At 67.1% G+C, this 13,666-nt stretch carries 12 protein-coding genes; 9 read left to right on the forward strand and 3 right to left on the reverse strand.

All coding sequences use genetic code 11. The features are described from left to right. From N878_RS25830 to N878_RS25860, 8 genes are all read left to right on the forward strand, one after another. Window positions 1–774: aldehyde dehydrogenase family protein (locus N878_RS25830; protein ID WP_021446359.1), on the forward strand; the 774-nt coding region annotated here is incomplete at its 5' end. A gap of 96 nt (window positions 775–870) precedes the next feature. Next, a complete protein-coding gene (gene gudD / locus N878_RS25835) occupies window positions 871–2,220 on the forward strand; it encodes a glucarate dehydratase (protein ID WP_021446360.1) in 1,350 nt (449 codons plus the stop codon). 261 nt (window positions 2,221–2,481) lie between these two features. Next, window positions 2,482–3,822 carry an MFS transporter gene (locus tag N878_RS25840; protein WP_021446361.1) on the forward strand — a complete coding sequence of 447 codons (1,341 nt, stop codon included), beginning with the start codon at window positions 2,482–2,484 and terminating at the stop codon, window positions 3,820–3,822. A 23-nt stretch (window positions 3,823–3,845) separates the two neighbouring features. Further along, a complete protein-coding gene (gene garD, locus N878_RS25845) occupies window positions 3,846–5,402 on the forward strand; it encodes a galactarate dehydratase (RefSeq protein ID WP_021446362.1) in 1,557 nt (518 codons plus the stop codon). Window positions 5,403–5,415: 13 nt separating this feature from the next. Next, entirely contained in the window at window positions 5,416–6,357 is a 942-nt protein-coding gene (locus N878_RS25850) for a 2-hydroxyacid dehydrogenase (RefSeq protein WP_021446363.1), read from the forward strand. Window positions 6,358–6,552: 195 nt separating this feature from the next. Next, entirely contained in the window at window positions 6,553–6,675 is a 123-nt protein-coding gene (locus N878_RS29790) for a hypothetical protein (RefSeq protein ID WP_021446364.1), read from the forward strand. A gap of 69 nt (window positions 6,676–6,744) precedes the next feature. After that, window positions 6,745–7,674 carry an ABC transporter ATP-binding protein gene (locus N878_RS25855; protein ID WP_021446365.1) on the forward strand — a complete coding sequence of 310 codons (930 nt, stop codon included), beginning with the start codon at window positions 6,745–6,747 and terminating at the stop codon, window positions 7,672–7,674. Beyond that, window positions 7,671–8,432 (forward strand): ABC transporter permease, encoded by a 762-nt coding sequence (locus N878_RS25860; protein WP_021446366.1) that lies wholly within the window; start codon window positions 7,671–7,673, stop codon window positions 8,430–8,432. The genes N878_RS25855 and N878_RS25860 overlap by 4 nt, the downstream gene beginning before the upstream one ends. Window positions 8,433–8,659: 227 nt before the next feature. Here N878_RS25860 and N878_RS25865 read toward each other — a convergent pair whose 3' ends face one another. The 3 genes from N878_RS25865 to N878_RS25875 all read right to left on the reverse strand — a co-directional run bounded on the left by N878_RS25865 (window position 8,660) and on the right by N878_RS25875 (window position 12,386). Beyond that, entirely contained in the window at window positions 8,660–9,058 is a 399-nt protein-coding gene (locus N878_RS25865; protein ID WP_021446367.1) for a protease inhibitor I42 family protein, read from the reverse strand. A gap of 160 nt (window positions 9,059–9,218) precedes the next feature. Continuing rightward, window positions 9,219–11,615: an endopeptidase La gene (gene lon / locus N878_RS25870; RefSeq protein ID WP_021446368.1), complete on the reverse strand. Its 2,397-nt coding sequence runs from the start codon at window positions 11,613–11,615 to the stop codon at window positions 9,219–9,221. Between the two features lie 66 nt (window positions 11,616–11,681). Continuing rightward, window positions 11,682–12,386 carry a hypothetical protein gene (locus tag N878_RS25875; protein ID WP_021446369.1) on the reverse strand — a complete coding sequence of 235 codons (705 nt, stop codon included), beginning with the start codon at window positions 12,384–12,386 and terminating at the stop codon, window positions 11,682–11,684. A gap of 277 nt (window positions 12,387–12,663) precedes the next feature. On the opposite strand from N878_RS25875, the gene N878_RS25880 reads away from it, so the two are divergent. Next, window positions 12,664–13,413 (forward strand): AraC family transcriptional regulator, encoded by a 750-nt coding sequence (locus N878_RS25880; RefSeq protein WP_031304255.1) that lies wholly within the window; start codon window positions 12,664–12,666, stop codon window positions 13,411–13,413. The last annotated feature ends 253 nt before the right edge of the window (window positions 13,414–13,666 follow it).

Genomic DNA, 13,666 nt, shown 5'->3' on the forward strand with positions numbered 1-13,666 from the left:
ATCAGCTTCACCGGCTCGGTCGGCGTCGGCCGCGGTATCGCCGCCGCCTGCGTCGCCCGCGGCGCCAAGGTGCAGCTGGAGATGGGCGGCAAGAACCCGCAGATCGTGCTCGACGACGCCGACCTCAAGGTGGCCGTGGAGCTGGCGGTGCAGAGCGCCTTCTATTCCACCGGCCAGCGGTGCACCGCCTCCAGCCGGCTGATCGTCACCGCCGGCATCCACGACCGCTTCGTCGAGGCGATGGCCGTGCGCATGGCCTCGATCAAGGTCGGCCACGCGCTCAAGACCGGCACCGACATCGGCCCGGTGGTATCCCAGGCGCAACTGGAGCAGGACCTGCGCTACATCGAGATCGGCCGCGGCGAAGGCGCCGAGCTGATCGCCGGCGGCGGCCTGGTGAGCTGCGACACCGAGGGCTACTTCCTGGCGCCGACGCTGTTCAGCAACAGCAGCGCCGAGATGCGCATCAGCCGCGAGGAAATCTTCGGCCCGGTAGCCAACGTGGTGCGCGTGGCGGATTACGAGGCGGCGCTGGCCATGGCCAACGACACCGAGTTCGGCCTGTCCGCCGGTATCGCCACCACCTCGCTGAAGTACGCCAACCACTTCAAGCGTCACGCCCAGGCCGGCATGGTGATGGTCAATCTGCCCACTGCCGGGGTGGATTACCACGTCCCCTTCGGCGGCCGCAAAGGCTCGTCCTACGGGCCGCGCGAGCAGGGCCGCTACGCCGCGGAGTTCTACACCACGGTGAAGACCAGCTATATCGGCTGATCGAGGTGGCGGCGTCGCTGCCAGGCCCCTCTCCCTGGGGACAGGGGCCCGATCGCAACAAGTTACAACCCGCACAACAACAACAGGGTAACGGTCATGAGTTCACAGAATACTGCCGGCGTCGGCACCCCGCTGATCACCGAGCTGCAAGTGGTGCCGGTCGCCGGCCAGGACAGCATGCTGCTCAACCTGAGCGGCGCCCACGGCCCGTACTTCACCCGCAACATCCTCATTCTCAAGGACAGCGCCGGCCACGTCGGGGTCGGCGAGGTCCCGGGTGGCGAAGCCATTCGCCAGACCCTGGAAGACGCCCGTGCGCTGCTGCTCGGCCAGCCGGTCGGCAACTACAACGCGCTGCTCAACCAGGCGCGCCGCGCCTTCGCTGACCGCGACGTCGGCGGCCGCGGCCTGCAGACCTTCGATCTGCGCATCGCCATCCACGCGGTCACCGCGCTGGAGTCGGCGCTGCTCGATTTGCTCGGCCAGCACCTCGGTGTGCCGGTGGCCGCCTTGCTCGGCGAAGGCCAGCAGCGCGACGCGGTGGAGATGCTCGGCTACCTGTTCTTCGTCGGCGACAAGGCCAAGACCGACCTCGGCTACCGCGACGAGCGTGACGCCGACGACGCCTGGGCGCGGGTGCGCAACCAGACCGCACTGACCCCGGAGGCCATCGTGCGCCAGGCCGAGGCGGCGCATGCGCGCTACGGCTTCAACGATTTCAAGCTCAAGGGCGGCGTGCTCCACGGCGAAGCCGAGGTCGAGGCGATTCGCGCCCTGGCCGCGCGTTTCCCCGAAGCGCGCATCACCCTCGACCCCAACGGCGGCTGGTCGCTCAAGCAGGCGGTGGCGCTGTGCCGCGACCTGCACGGCGTACTGGCCTATGCCGAAGACCCCTGCGGCGCCGAGAACGGCTACAGCGGCCGCGAGGTGATGGCCGAGTTCAAGCGCGCCACCGGCCTGCCGACGGCGACCAACATGATCGCCACCGACTGGCGGCAGATGGGCCACTGCATCGCCCTGCAATCGGTGGACATCCCGCTGGCCGACCCGCACTTCTGGACCATGGCCGGCTCGGTGCGCGTGGCGCAGATGTGCCACGACTGGGGCCTGACCTGGGGCTCGCACTCGAACAACCACTTCGATATCTCCCTGGCCATGTTCACCCAGGTCGCCGCCGCCGCGCCGGGCAAGATCACCGCCATCGACACCCACTGGATCTGGCAGGACGGCCAGTACCTGACGCGCAACCCGCTGCGCATCGAAGGCGGTCTGGTGCAGGTGCCGAAAACGCCGGGCCTCGGCGTCGAGCTGGACTGGGACGCGCTGGCCAAGGCGCACGAGCTGTACCGGGCCAAGGGCCTGGGCGCGCGCGACGACGCGGTGGCCATGCAGTACCTGATTCCGGGCTGGAGCTTCGATAACAAGAAGCCCTGCCTGGTGCGTTGAGCCGAGTGCAGCGCCGTCCCGTAGGGTGGGCCGGGCGGCGTTCCGTTTTAGCCCACCGAGACCGTAGGGTGGGCTAAAGCCCACCCTACGGTCTGAAGCTGGCCTGGCGAATGTTGCCGTCTGTAGGAGCGGATTTATCCGCGATCATGCCGCGAATTTCGCGAATAAAGCGGAACGCTGCCCAGCGGAACGCCGTCCGTTCGCTCCTGCAGGTGTGCAACACGCAACGGTGAATAGCCTTTCCACACGCGAGTTTTCTCGATGCACGCAGTCAAACCGGGTCGTGTGCGCTACAGCATTCTGCTGATGCTGTTTCTGGTCACCACCATCACCTTCGCCGATCGCTCCAGCCTGTCGGTCGCCGGTTCGGCGATGCAGGCCGGCCTGAGCATCGACGCGGTGACGCTCGGCTACATCTTCTCGGCCTTCGGCTGGGCCTACGTGATCGGGCAGATACCCGGCGGCTGGCTGTTCGACCGCTTCGGCACCAAACCGGTGTATACCCTGGCGCTGTTCGTCTGGTCGGCGCTGACCCTGCTGCAGGGCTTCGTCGGCTGGCTGCCGGCCACCTGGGCGGTGACCTCGATGTTCCTGCTGCGCTTGCTGGTGGGCTTTGCCAGCGCGCCGTGCTTTCCCGGCAATGCGCGGATCATCGCCTCCTGGTTTCCCACGGCCGAGCGCGCCACCGCGACGGCCATTTCCAGTTCGGCGCAATACGCCGCCACCGCGCTGTTCGCCCCGCTGATGGGGGCGGTGGTGCAAGCCATGGGCTGGCAATGGGTATTTATCGTGCTCGGCTGTCTGGGCCTGGCGCTGTCGTTTGTGTGGCTCAAACAACTGCATGGCCCACGCCAGCACCCGCGTATCGAAGCGGCCGAGCTGGCCCACCTGGAGCAGGGTGGGGCGCTGATCGATCTGGAAGGGCAGCGCGGCGGAAGTGGTGGTTCGCAGTGGCGCTATCTGGGCCTGCTGCTGCGCCAGCGCACCATGATCGGCATCTACCTCGGTCAGTACTGCAACAACGCCATCACCTACTTCTTCCTCACCTGGTTCCCCGTGTACCTGGTGCAGGCGCGCGGCATGAGCATTCTCGGCGCCGGTTTCGCCGCCGCCTTGCCGGCCATCTGCGGCTGCGTCGGCGGCGTGCTGGGCGGGCTGTTGTCCGACGGCATGGTTCGCCGCGGCCATTCGCTGACCCTGGCGCGCAAGCTGCCGATGGTGCTCGGCCTGCTGCTGTCGAGCGCCGTGGTGCTATGCATTTTCGTCGAGAGCGACGCCGCCGTGGTGGCGCTGATGGCCCTGGCGTTCTTCGGCAAGGGTCTCGGCTCGCTGGGCTGGACGCTGGTGGCCGACACCTCGCCGCGGCAGATCCTCGGCCTGTCCGGCGGGCTGTTCAACACCTTCGGCAACCTGGCGGCGATCACCACACCCATCGTCATCGGCTATCTGGTCAGCCATAGCGGTTCTTACGATGGGGCATTGGCCTATGTCGGCCTCAATGCCCTGCTGGCGGTCGTCAGCTTCGGCCTGATCGTCGGCCGTATTCACAGGGTCGAGCTGGACGATGGCGCCTCGCGCGCCAACGCCGGCTCGGTATCCTGAGCGCACAACAGGAGCAAGCATCCATGCAGTTGATTCCCCATCAGGATTCGCCCCGTTACATCCGCCTGCACCCGAGCGACAACGTCGGCGTGGTGGTCAATGACCAGGGCGTAGCCGCCGGCGGCCAGTTCGACGATGGCCTGATCGCCACCTGCGGCATCCCGCAGAGCCACAAGGTGGCGCTGGTGGATATCGCCGAAGGCGGTGAGGTGGTGCGTTATGGCGAGGTCATCGGCTATGCGTTGAAACCCATCGCCGCCGGCAACTGGGTGACCGAGCAGGTGCTGCGCATGCCCGAGCCGCCAGTGCTGGACAATCTGCCCAAGGCGACCCTCAAGGCCGCGCCCGGCGAGCCGCTGGAAGGCTACAGCTTCGAAGGCTTCCGCAACCCGGACGGCAGCGTCGGCACCCGTAACATCCTCGGCGTGACCACCACCGTGCAGTGCGTGGTCGGCGTGCTCGATCACGTGGTCGAGCGCGTGCGCAAGGAAGTTCTACCCAAATACCCCAACGTCGACGACGTGGTGGCGCTGTCGCACAGCTACGGCTGCGGCGTGGCGATCAACGCGCCGGACGCGGTGGTGCCGATCCGCACCCTGTACAACATCAGCCGCAATCCCAACCTGGGTGGTCAGGCGCTGGTGATCAGCCTCGGCTGCGAGAAGCTGCAGGCCAGCCAGTTGATGGATGGCGACGCGCTGACCAACGGCATGGACGAGGAGGACTGGCTGTTCCGCCTGCAGGATTCCGGCAGCGGTTTCGCCGGCATGGTCGAGCAGATCATGGGCATGATCGAGGAGCGCCTGAAGGTGCTCGACCGGCGTCGTCGCGAGACCGTGCCGGCGTCCGAGCTGGTGGTCGGCATGCAGTGCGGCGGCAGCGACGCCTTCTCCGGCATCACCGCCAACCCGGCCCTGGGCGTGGCCGCGGACCTGCTGGTGCGCGCCGGCGCCACGGTGATGTTCTCCGAGAACACCGAAGTGCGTGACGGCATCCACCTGCTCACCCCGCGCGCCGCCAGCGTCGAGGTGGCCGATGCGTTGATCCGCGAGATGGACTGGTACGACCGCTACCTGCAGCGTGGCATGGCCGACCGCAGCGCCAACACCACGCCGGGCAACAAGAAGGGCGGGCTGAACAATATCGTCGAGAAGGCCATGGGCTCGATCGCCAAGTCCGGCAGCAGCCCCATCGCCGGCGTCGCCTCCCCGGGCGAGCGCATTCGCGGCAAGGGCCTGTGGTTCTGCGCCACTCCGGCCAGCGACTTCATCTGCGGCACGCTGCAGCTGGCGGCGGGGATGAACCTGCATATCTTCACCACCGGCCGTGGCACGCCCTACGGTCTGGCCATGGTGCCGGTGATCAAGGTGGCTACGCGCAGCCAGCTGGCCGAGCGCTGGCCGGATCTGATCGACGTCGACGCCGGGCAGATCCTTTCCGGGCGCATGAGCCTGGAGGAAATGGGCTGGCATATCTTCCAGCTCTATCTGGACGTCGCCAGCGGGCGCCAGCAGACCTGCGCCGAACGGCTGCGCCTGCATAACGATCTGGTGCTGTTCAATCCGGCGCCGGTGACCTGAGCAGGAGACTGTCATGAGCAAAACCAAAGTGTTGCAGATCGGCCCGCTCAGCGAGCGCTTCAATCGCGAGCTGGCAGGCGAATACGAGGTTTGCGCGCTGTGGCAGCAGGCCGAGCCCCTGGTCTTTCTGCGCGAGCGGGGCGGGCAGTTCCGCTACATGGTGTCCTCGGCGCGTTTCGGCTGCACGGCCGAGCAGCTGGCGCTGCTGCCGAATCTGCGCGCCATCTGCAGTTTCGGTGTCGGCTACGACCCCTATCCGCTTGAGCTGCTGCGCGAGCGGGGCATCGCCCTCAGCACCACGCCGGAGGTGCTCAACGACTGCGTGGCGGATCTGGCCATGGGCCTGATGCTCGACAGCGCGCGACGGCTGTCGGAGTCCGATCGCTTCGTGCGCAGCGGCGCCTGGGCAGGCGGGGAGAGCTTTCCCCTGGCCCGGCGGGTCAGCGGCAAGCGCCTGGGTATCGTCGGCCTCGGTCGCATCGGCGAGGCGGTGGCGCGGCGGGCGGCGGGCTTCGCCATGCCGCTGCGTTATCACAACCGCCGTGCGGTCGAGGGCAGTCCTTACCAGCATGAGCCGGACCTGCTGGCGCTGGCGCGCTGGGCGGACTTTCTCGTGCTGACCTGTCCGGGCGGTGCGGCGACCCGGCACCTGATCGATGCCGAAGTGCTCGAGGCGCTGGGGCCTGATGGTTTTCTGATCAACGTGGCGCGCGGCTCGGTGGTCGACGAGGCGGCGCTGATCACGGCTTTGCAGAACGGTGTGATTGCTGGCGCGGGTCTGGACGTCTACCAATGCGAACCCGAAGTCCCGGCCGCGTTGCTCGAGTTGGACAACGCGGTGCTGCTGCCGCATGTCGGCAGCGCCAGCGTCGAGACCCGCCAGCAGATGGCCGATCTGGTTCTCGACAACCTGCGTTGCTTTATCGCCAGCGGCAAGTTGCTCACGCCGCTGTAAACCATTCGCGTGACGGCGCTCGCCGCCACGCTTATCGCCGCAACGCCACAAGCGTCGCGGCCACTTCTCCCTCAACCTCACCTGCAGCACCGGCGCGCCACAAGCGCGCCGGGTTTTTTCCTGCCTGCCATTCAGGCGAACCTGGCCAGGCTCAGCGCCGCGCCTGACTGCGCCCGCGATCACCCGTTGCCGCCAATGCCGGCGTTTCTCGCCCGCTACCCGGCGGTGCTGCCGGCCAAGACCCGCGCCTTCGTCGACTTTCTCACCGCGCACTTCGAGACCGAGCAACTGGCCCGACGTTTTTGTGCAACGCAGTGATCCGTGCTTGCCCTGTCCTGGTGGTCAGGCTCTACACTCTGTGGTTTTTCCGCAGGCAAGGACTCCACCGTGCAGTCGGTCATCTCCATTTCGCAACTGAACAAGACCTACGCGTCGGGCCATCCGGCGCTGCAGGGCATCGACCTGGACATTCGCCAGGGCGAGATCTTCGCCTTGCTCGGCCCCAACGGCGCCGGCAAGACCACCCTGATCAGCATCATCTGCGGCATCGTCAATCCCGGTAGCGGGCAGGTGCTGGTCGGCGGCAAGGACATCGTCCGCGACTACCGCGCGGCCCGCGCGCAGATCGGCCTGGTGCCGCAGGAGCTGGTCAGCGACGTGTTCGAAACCGTCTGGGCGACGGTCAAGTTCAGCCGCGGCCTGTTCGGCAAGAAGCCCGATCCGGCCTACCTGGAGCAACTGCTCAAGGACCTGTCGCTGTGGGACAAGCGCAACGCCAAGATCATGGAACTGTCCGGCGGCATGAAGCGCCGGGTGATGATCGCCAAGGCACTGTCCCACGAGCCGCAGATTCTGTTTCTCGACGAGCCCACCGCCGGCGTCGACGTCGAGCTGCGCCGCGACATGTGGAACATGGTGCGGCGCCTGCGCGAGCGCGGCGTGACCATCATCCTCACCACCCACTACATCGAGGAGGCCGAGGAAATGGCCGACCGCATCGGCGTGATCAGCAAGGGGCGGATCATTCTGGTGGAGGACAAGCAGGTGCTGATGCACAAGCTGGGCAAGAAGCAGCTGACCCTGCAGCTGCAGCAGCCGCTGGCCGGCGTGCCGGCCGAGCTGGAACGCTACGGCCTGGAGCTGGTGGACCAGGGCCACGCCCTGGTGTTCACCTTCGACGCCCAGCACGAGCACACTGGCATCGCCGAGCTGTTGCGCGACCTGGCCCAGCACGGCATCGACTTCAAGGACCTGCAGTCCAGTCAGAGTTCGTTGGAGGAAATCTTCGTGTCCTTGGTCAAGGAGTCGCGCGCATGAACCTCTATGCCATCAAGGCCATCTACCTGTTCGAGCTGGCGCGTACCTGGCGCACCCTGCTGCAGAGCATCGCCACGCCGGTGATCAGCACCTCGCTGTACTTCGTGGTGTTCGGCTCGGCCATAGGTTCGAGCATGACCCAGGTGCAGGGGGTGAGCTACGGCGCCTTTATCGTGCCGGGGCTGATCATGCTGGCGCTGCTCACCGAGAGCATCTCCAACGCCTCGTTCGGCATCTATATGCCCAAGTATTCGGGGAGCATCTACGAGCTGTTGTCGGCGCCGGTGTCCTACCTGGAAATCCTCGTCGGCTATGTCGGCGCGGCGGCGACCAAGTCGGTGATCCTCGGCATCATCATTCTGCTCACCGCGCGCCTGTTCGTCGACTTCGAGGTGCAGCACCCGCTGTGGATGGCGGCCTTCCTGGTGCTCACCGCGCTGACCTTCAGCCTGTTCGGTTTCATCATCGGCGTGTGGGCCGACGGCTGGGAGAAGCTGCAGATAGTCCCGGCGCTGATCGTCACGCCGCTGACCTTCTTAGGCGGCGCCTTCTACTCCATCAGCATGCTGCCGCCGGCCTGGCAGACGGTGACCCTGTTCAACCCGGTGGTGTACCTGATCAGCGCCTTCCGCTGGAGCTTCTATGGCGTCTCCGACGTCAACGTCGGCCTCAGTCTGGCGATGATCCTGGGGTTCCTGGCGCTGTGCATTTTGCTGGTGGGCTGGATCTTCAAGACCGGCTACCGGCTCAAGAGCTGAGGTCGCCGGCAGGCACGCCGGGGCGCTGTCGGGAGGCTACGGGGCTGAGGCCAGCCGTATCGCGAAACGGAGGCTCGGCGCAGGGTGGATCGCGCTTTATCGATCCACCGCTGTGGTGGATGTAAAAAGCGACATCCACCCTACGGAGCGAGGTGTGCCACCGGCGATCCAGGGCATCTGCAGATCGCCCACAAGCGGGCTCCTACCGGGCGAATCGGGGTGGCCCCTTATTTCACCTGCAACTCGCAGTCGAAGGTCTTGGCTGGCGCCACGTCGGTTTCCCAGGGCCGCTGGTAGGTCAGCAGCAGGCGACCCTCGCCGCGTTCGCGGGTCTGGAAGCGCCAGGTGGATTTACCGGCGGCGCCGACCAGGCCGGCGTCCTCCGGGTTGCTGTAGACCTCCGGGCCGAGGCTCTGCAACACGCTCTCGGCGCCGTCGCGCAGCACCCAGCGAAAGCCGGTGGTGGGGTTGCTGGGCAGGCTGAGGATCAGTTGCTGGCCCAGGTCCAGGCTCAGCGGGCATTTGTTGCCCTGCTCCTGGGTCAGGGTCAGGGTGCTGGGCTTCTGCGCGCAGGCGGCGAGCAGGGCCAGGCTGGCGAGGGGCAGCAGGCGGAAGGCGGCGGTCATGACGGATTCCTGTCGGCGAAACGCGCCCAGCATAGCCGCATTGGCCAGGCGCAGGGTAGGTTGGCGCTGAGCGCAGCGAAGCCCAACGGGGAGCGCGCAGCGCTCCGCCCGACGATTCCTGCCGCCGCTTTTGCTTGCGGCTTGAAGCTTGCCGCTGCTTCTACTCGAACAACACCCTGGCCACATCGCTGTAGCGCCTGGCGAAATGCACGGTCAGGCCTTCCTTGAGGTAGTCCGGCAGCTCCTCGTAGCTGCCGCGGTTGGCCTCCGGCAGGATCAGTTCGAAGATCTTTTGCCGCCGCGCGGCGATCACCTTCTCGCGCACCCCGCCGATGGCCAGCACCTGGCCGGTCAGGGTCAGCTCGCCGGTCATCGCCACGCTCTTTTTCGCCGGTTGGTTGCGTGCCAGCGACAGCAGCGCGCTGGCCATGGTGATGCCGGCGCTGGGGCCGTCCTTGGGCGTGGCACCTTCCGGCACGTGCAGGTGGACGAAGGCCTGGTCGAAGAAAGCCGGGTCGCCGCCGTACTGCTTCAGGTGCGAGCTGACGTAGCTGTAGGCGATCTCCGCCGACTCCTTCATCACCTCGCCGAGCTGGCCGGTGAGCTTGAAGCCGCGGTTGAGGGTGTGGATGCGCGTCGCCTCGATCGGCAGGGTGGCGCCGCCCATGCTGGTCCAGGCCAGCCCGGTGATGACGCCGGTGCCGGCCAGCAGTTGCTCGTTGCGAAACACCGGCATGCCCAGGGCTTCTTCCAGGTCCTTGGCACCGATGCGGATCTTCGCTTCGGGATCGTCCAGCAGTTTCACCACCGCCTTGCGCACCAGCTTGCCCAGCTGCTTCTCCAGCTGGCGCACGCCGGCCTCGCGGGCATAGCCCTCGATCACCCCACGCAGCGCCGCGTCGCTGATCCCCAAGCGCGCCTTGGGCACGCCGGCCTTGGCCAGCTGCTTGGGCCACAGGTGGCGCTTGGCGATGGCCAGCTTCTCCTCGGTGATATAGCCGGACAGGCGGATCACCTCCATGCGGTCGAGCAGCGGCCCGGGAATCGAGTCGAGGGTGTTGGCGGTGCAGACGAACAGCACCTTGGACAGGTCCAGGCGCAGGTCCAGGTAGTGGTCGAGGAATTCGACGTTCTGCTCCGGGTCGAGGGTCTCCAGCAGCGCCGAGGCCGGGTCGCCCTGGTAGCTGGCTCCCATCTTGTCGATCTCGTCGAGCATGATCACCGGGTTCATCACCTCGGCTTCCTTGAGCGCCTGCACCAGCTTGCCGGGCATGGCGCCGATATAGGTGCGGCGGTGGCCCTTGATCTCCGCCTCGTCGCGCATGCCGCCGACCGAGAAACGATAGAAGGGCCGGCCCAGGCTTTCCGCGATGGACTTGCCGATGCTGGTCTTGCCCACCCCGGGCGGGCCGACCAGCAGCACGATGCTGCCGGCGATCTCGCCCTTGAAGGCGCCGACGGCGAGGAACTCGACTATGCGTTGCTTGATGTCATCCATGCCGGCGTGGTGCGCATCCAGCACCTTGCGCGCATGGGCCAGGTCGAGCTTGTCCTGGCCGTAGACGCCCCAGGGCAGGTTCGTGGCCCAGTCCAGGTAGTTGCGGGTGACGGCGTATTCCGGCGAGCCGGTCTCGAGGATGGCCAGCTTGTTCAGTTCCTCGTCGATGCGCTTGCGCGCCTGCTCGGGCAGGGTCTTGCCCTCCAGGCGGGCGCGGAACTCGTCGGCGTCGGCACTGCGGTCGTCCTTGACGATGCCCAGTTCCTGCTGGATCAGCTTGAGCTGTTCCTGCAGGAAGAATTCGCGCTGACGCTCGCCGATCTTGCGGTTGACCTCGGCCGACAGCTCGTTCTGCAGGCGCGCCACCTCGACCTCCTTGCGCAGCAGCGGCAGCACCTTCTCCATGCGCCTGAGCATCGGCACGGTATCCAGCACCTCCTGCAGCTCGGCGCCCGGCGCGGTGGTGAGGGCGGCGGCGAAGTCGGTGAGCGGCGAGGGGTCGTTGGGGCTGAAGCGGTTGAGGTAGTTCTTCAGCTCCTCGCTGTACAGCGGGTTGAGCGGCAGCAGCTCCTTGATCGCGTTGATCAGCGCCATGCCGTAGGCCTTGACCTCGTCGCGCGGGTCGGCCGGCGCCTGCGGGTACTCCACCTCGGCCAGGTACGGCGGCTTGCGACTGAGCCAGCCGCGGATGCGCACCCGCGCCAGGCCCTGGGCGACGAACTGCAGCTTGCCGCCGTCCTCGCTGGCATGGTGCACGCGCACCAGGGTGCCGTGCTCGGGCAGCTTGTCGAGGTCGAATTCGCCGCTGTCGCCGGGCGGGGTGTCGACGTAGAACACCGCCAGGCAGCGGTGGTCGGTGTTGCCGACGCGCTCCAGGGTCTTGCCCCAGGGCTGCTGGTTGACGATCACCGGCAGCACCTGAGCGGGGAAGAACGGGCGGTTGTGGATGGGGATGACGTAGAGCTTGTCCGGCAGGCGCTGGGCGGGCAGCACCAGGCTGGTGCCGTGCGTCTGGGCGCCTTCTGCGGCGGCGTCGGGGGTGATGTCCTGATCGTTCATGGAGCACCTTTGCTTGCACGTTAAGTGCTAGATGGGGCGGTGCTCGGGGTTTTTCAACGGCTCTGTTCAAGCGAGATTCAGGCGAATCCCCTGCAGGCGTTGCTCGATCAGCGGCGTGAGCAGGGCGAAGCAGTCGGCGGGGGCCAGGCGCACCTGCGGCGCGTCGATCAGCTCATGGCGCAGGCGCTCGAGCAGGGCGTGCAGCGGCTGGTCCTGGCCCTGTTCGTCGAGGCGCTCGCAGAGAAAGCGCATCTGCATCTGCAGGCCGGGCGGGCAGCGCGAGTAGTTGGCCGCGCGCACCGCCAGGCCGCGCAGGCGGGCGAGGTCTTCCAGGGCGCGGCAGGCCTCGCCGAGACCGCGGATGGCCGGGTGTTCGTGCTGGTAGAGGCGGTCTTCCAGCTGCTCGATGGCTTCCAGCAGGGCCTCGATCAGCTTGCTGTGCGCCTCGAAGTCGGCGGGCTTGCGCCGCAGCTGCGGCCAGTGCTGCTGCAGCGCCGGCAGCTGCAGGCTGGCGCCGGGCCAGTTCAGCCACAGCGCATCGAGCTGGCGGGCCAGGGCGTTGCGCTGACTGACGCTGGCGATGTCTTGCTGCGCGCCGAGGCCGCGATGCTTCTGCAGCGCCTGCAGCAGTTCCAGGCAGCGTTGCAGGGTCTGGCTTTCCAGTTGGCCCAGGGCCAGGTGATGGCGGCGTTCGGCGCGCTGGCTGAGCCAGTGGCCGAGGGTCAGCAGCACGGCGCCCAGGGCCAGGGCGATAGAGAGTTCCAGATTCATGGGGCCTCGCTTGGTTGAATCCGCTGGCTGAGCCATGTCGATTGGATCTCGCTCAAGCAACTCTCCTGCCAGCCGCCGGCAATGCCCGGATTGCCTGGGCACGGCGGCTGCGCCGCGGCGCCGGCTGTGCCCATTAATGGCGCCTGGGCGGATTTCGCTGCCCAATCTGGTGCGTGCGTTGGAAAAGGTGCAACCCGTCCGCTGGTCGTGGGTTGCGGCGTTTTTTGCGATTAAGGAGTAAAGTGCAACCCTTGTTTTGTGCCGCCAGTCTTTCGCGATGCTGCAAGCCCGAGTGATCCGCCTGGATGAACAGGCCCATGTCCATGCCCACGACCATCACCAGCTGGTGATGTCCCTGGTCGGCCGCGCCGAATTCGAGGTCGGCGGCCGCGGCGGCGAGGTGTGCCGCATGCGCGCCTGCCTGGTGCCGGGCGACGCCGCCCACCAGTTCGCCGGTATGGGCGACAACCGCATGCTGATCCTCGACCTCGACGAGCAGGACACCCCCAGCGAAGACCTGGAGTTGCTCCACCGCCTGTTCGAGACCCCGCGCTATCCTGCGCTGGACGTCGATTTCCAGCACCTGCTGAGTTACGCCGGCGCCGAGCTGGAACGCTACGGCAGCGACTCGATCCTGGCCCGTTCCCTCGGCGGCGTGCTGCTGCGGGCGCTGCACCTGCGCCTGTTCGGCGAGCAGCGCTGGCGGCCGCAGGGCAGCCTGGATCTGCAGCGCCTGGACAGCTATATCGGCGAGCACCTGGCGCGGCGCATCAGCGTCGCCGAACTGGCCCAGGTGATGTGCCTGAGCCCCAGCCATTTCCACGCCCAGTTCAAGGACAGCGTCGGCCTCACCCCACACCAGTACCTGCTCAAGACCCGCCTCGACCGCGCCGCGCGGCTGCTGCGCGAGAGCAAGCTGCCGCTGGTGCGGATCGCCGAGGAATGCGGCTTCTCCAGCCAGAGCGCGCTGACCACGGCGATGCGCCGCTACCTCGGCCTCACGCCCAAGCGTCTGCGCAGCGAATAGCGCCGCTGCTGGCCAATTGCCGCTGGCCGGTTCGCCGCCGGCCAGCTAGGCTGTCACCTCAGTACGCCAAACTCGGTTGCCAGGACGGCATGTAATCCTGTGAACGTCCGGCCTTCGGCTCGGGCCAAGGTACGCGCATGACTGGTTGCAATTCCCGCCTGCTCCCCCTCGTTCTGTTCGCCGCCCTGGTCCTGCCCGGTCCGGCGCATGCCGCGGCGCTGCAGGCCGAGCTGGTGGACGCCGCCGGCCAGCC

It is taken from the genome of Pseudomonas sp. EGD-AK9, assembly GCF_000465935.2.
In the GTDB taxonomy this organism is placed as follows: Bacteria; Pseudomonadota; Gammaproteobacteria; order Pseudomonadales; family Pseudomonadaceae; genus Aquipseudomonas.

What these genes read in the sequence shown, in the direction of transcription:
- gudD (WP_021446360.1), top strand. Translation starts at nt 871, where the DNA reads ATGAGTTCACAGAATACTGCCGGCGTCGGCACCCCGCTGATCACCGAG.
- N878_RS25840 (WP_021446361.1), top strand. Translation starts at nt 2,482, where the DNA reads ATGCACGCAGTCAAACCGGGTCGTGTGCGCTACAGCATTCTGCTGATG.
- garD (WP_021446362.1), top strand. Translation starts at nt 3,846, where the DNA reads ATGCAGTTGATTCCCCATCAGGATTCGCCCCGTTACATCCGCCTGCAC.
- N878_RS25850 (WP_021446363.1), top strand. Translation starts at nt 5,416, where the DNA reads ATGAGCAAAACCAAAGTGTTGCAGATCGGCCCGCTCAGCGAGCGCTTC.
- N878_RS29790 (WP_021446364.1), top strand. Translation starts at nt 6,553, where the DNA reads ATGCCGGCGTTTCTCGCCCGCTACCCGGCGGTGCTGCCGGCCAAGACC.
- N878_RS25860 (WP_021446366.1), top strand. Translation starts at nt 7,671, where the DNA reads ATGAACCTCTATGCCATCAAGGCCATCTACCTGTTCGAGCTGGCGCGT.
- N878_RS25865 (WP_021446367.1), bottom strand. Translation starts at nt 9,058, where the DNA reads ATGACCGCCGCCTTCCGCCTGCTGCCCCTCGCCAGCCTGGCCCTGCTC.
- lon (WP_021446368.1), bottom strand. Translation starts at nt 11,615, where the DNA reads ATGAACGATCAGGACATCACCCCCGACGCCGCCGCAGAAGGCGCCCAG.
- N878_RS25875 (WP_021446369.1), bottom strand. Translation starts at nt 12,386, where the DNA reads ATGAATCTGGAACTCTCTATCGCCCTGGCCCTGGGCGCCGTGCTGCTG.
- N878_RS25880 (WP_031304255.1), top strand. Translation starts at nt 12,664, where the DNA reads ATGCTGCAAGCCCGAGTGATCCGCCTGGATGAACAGGCCCATGTCCAT.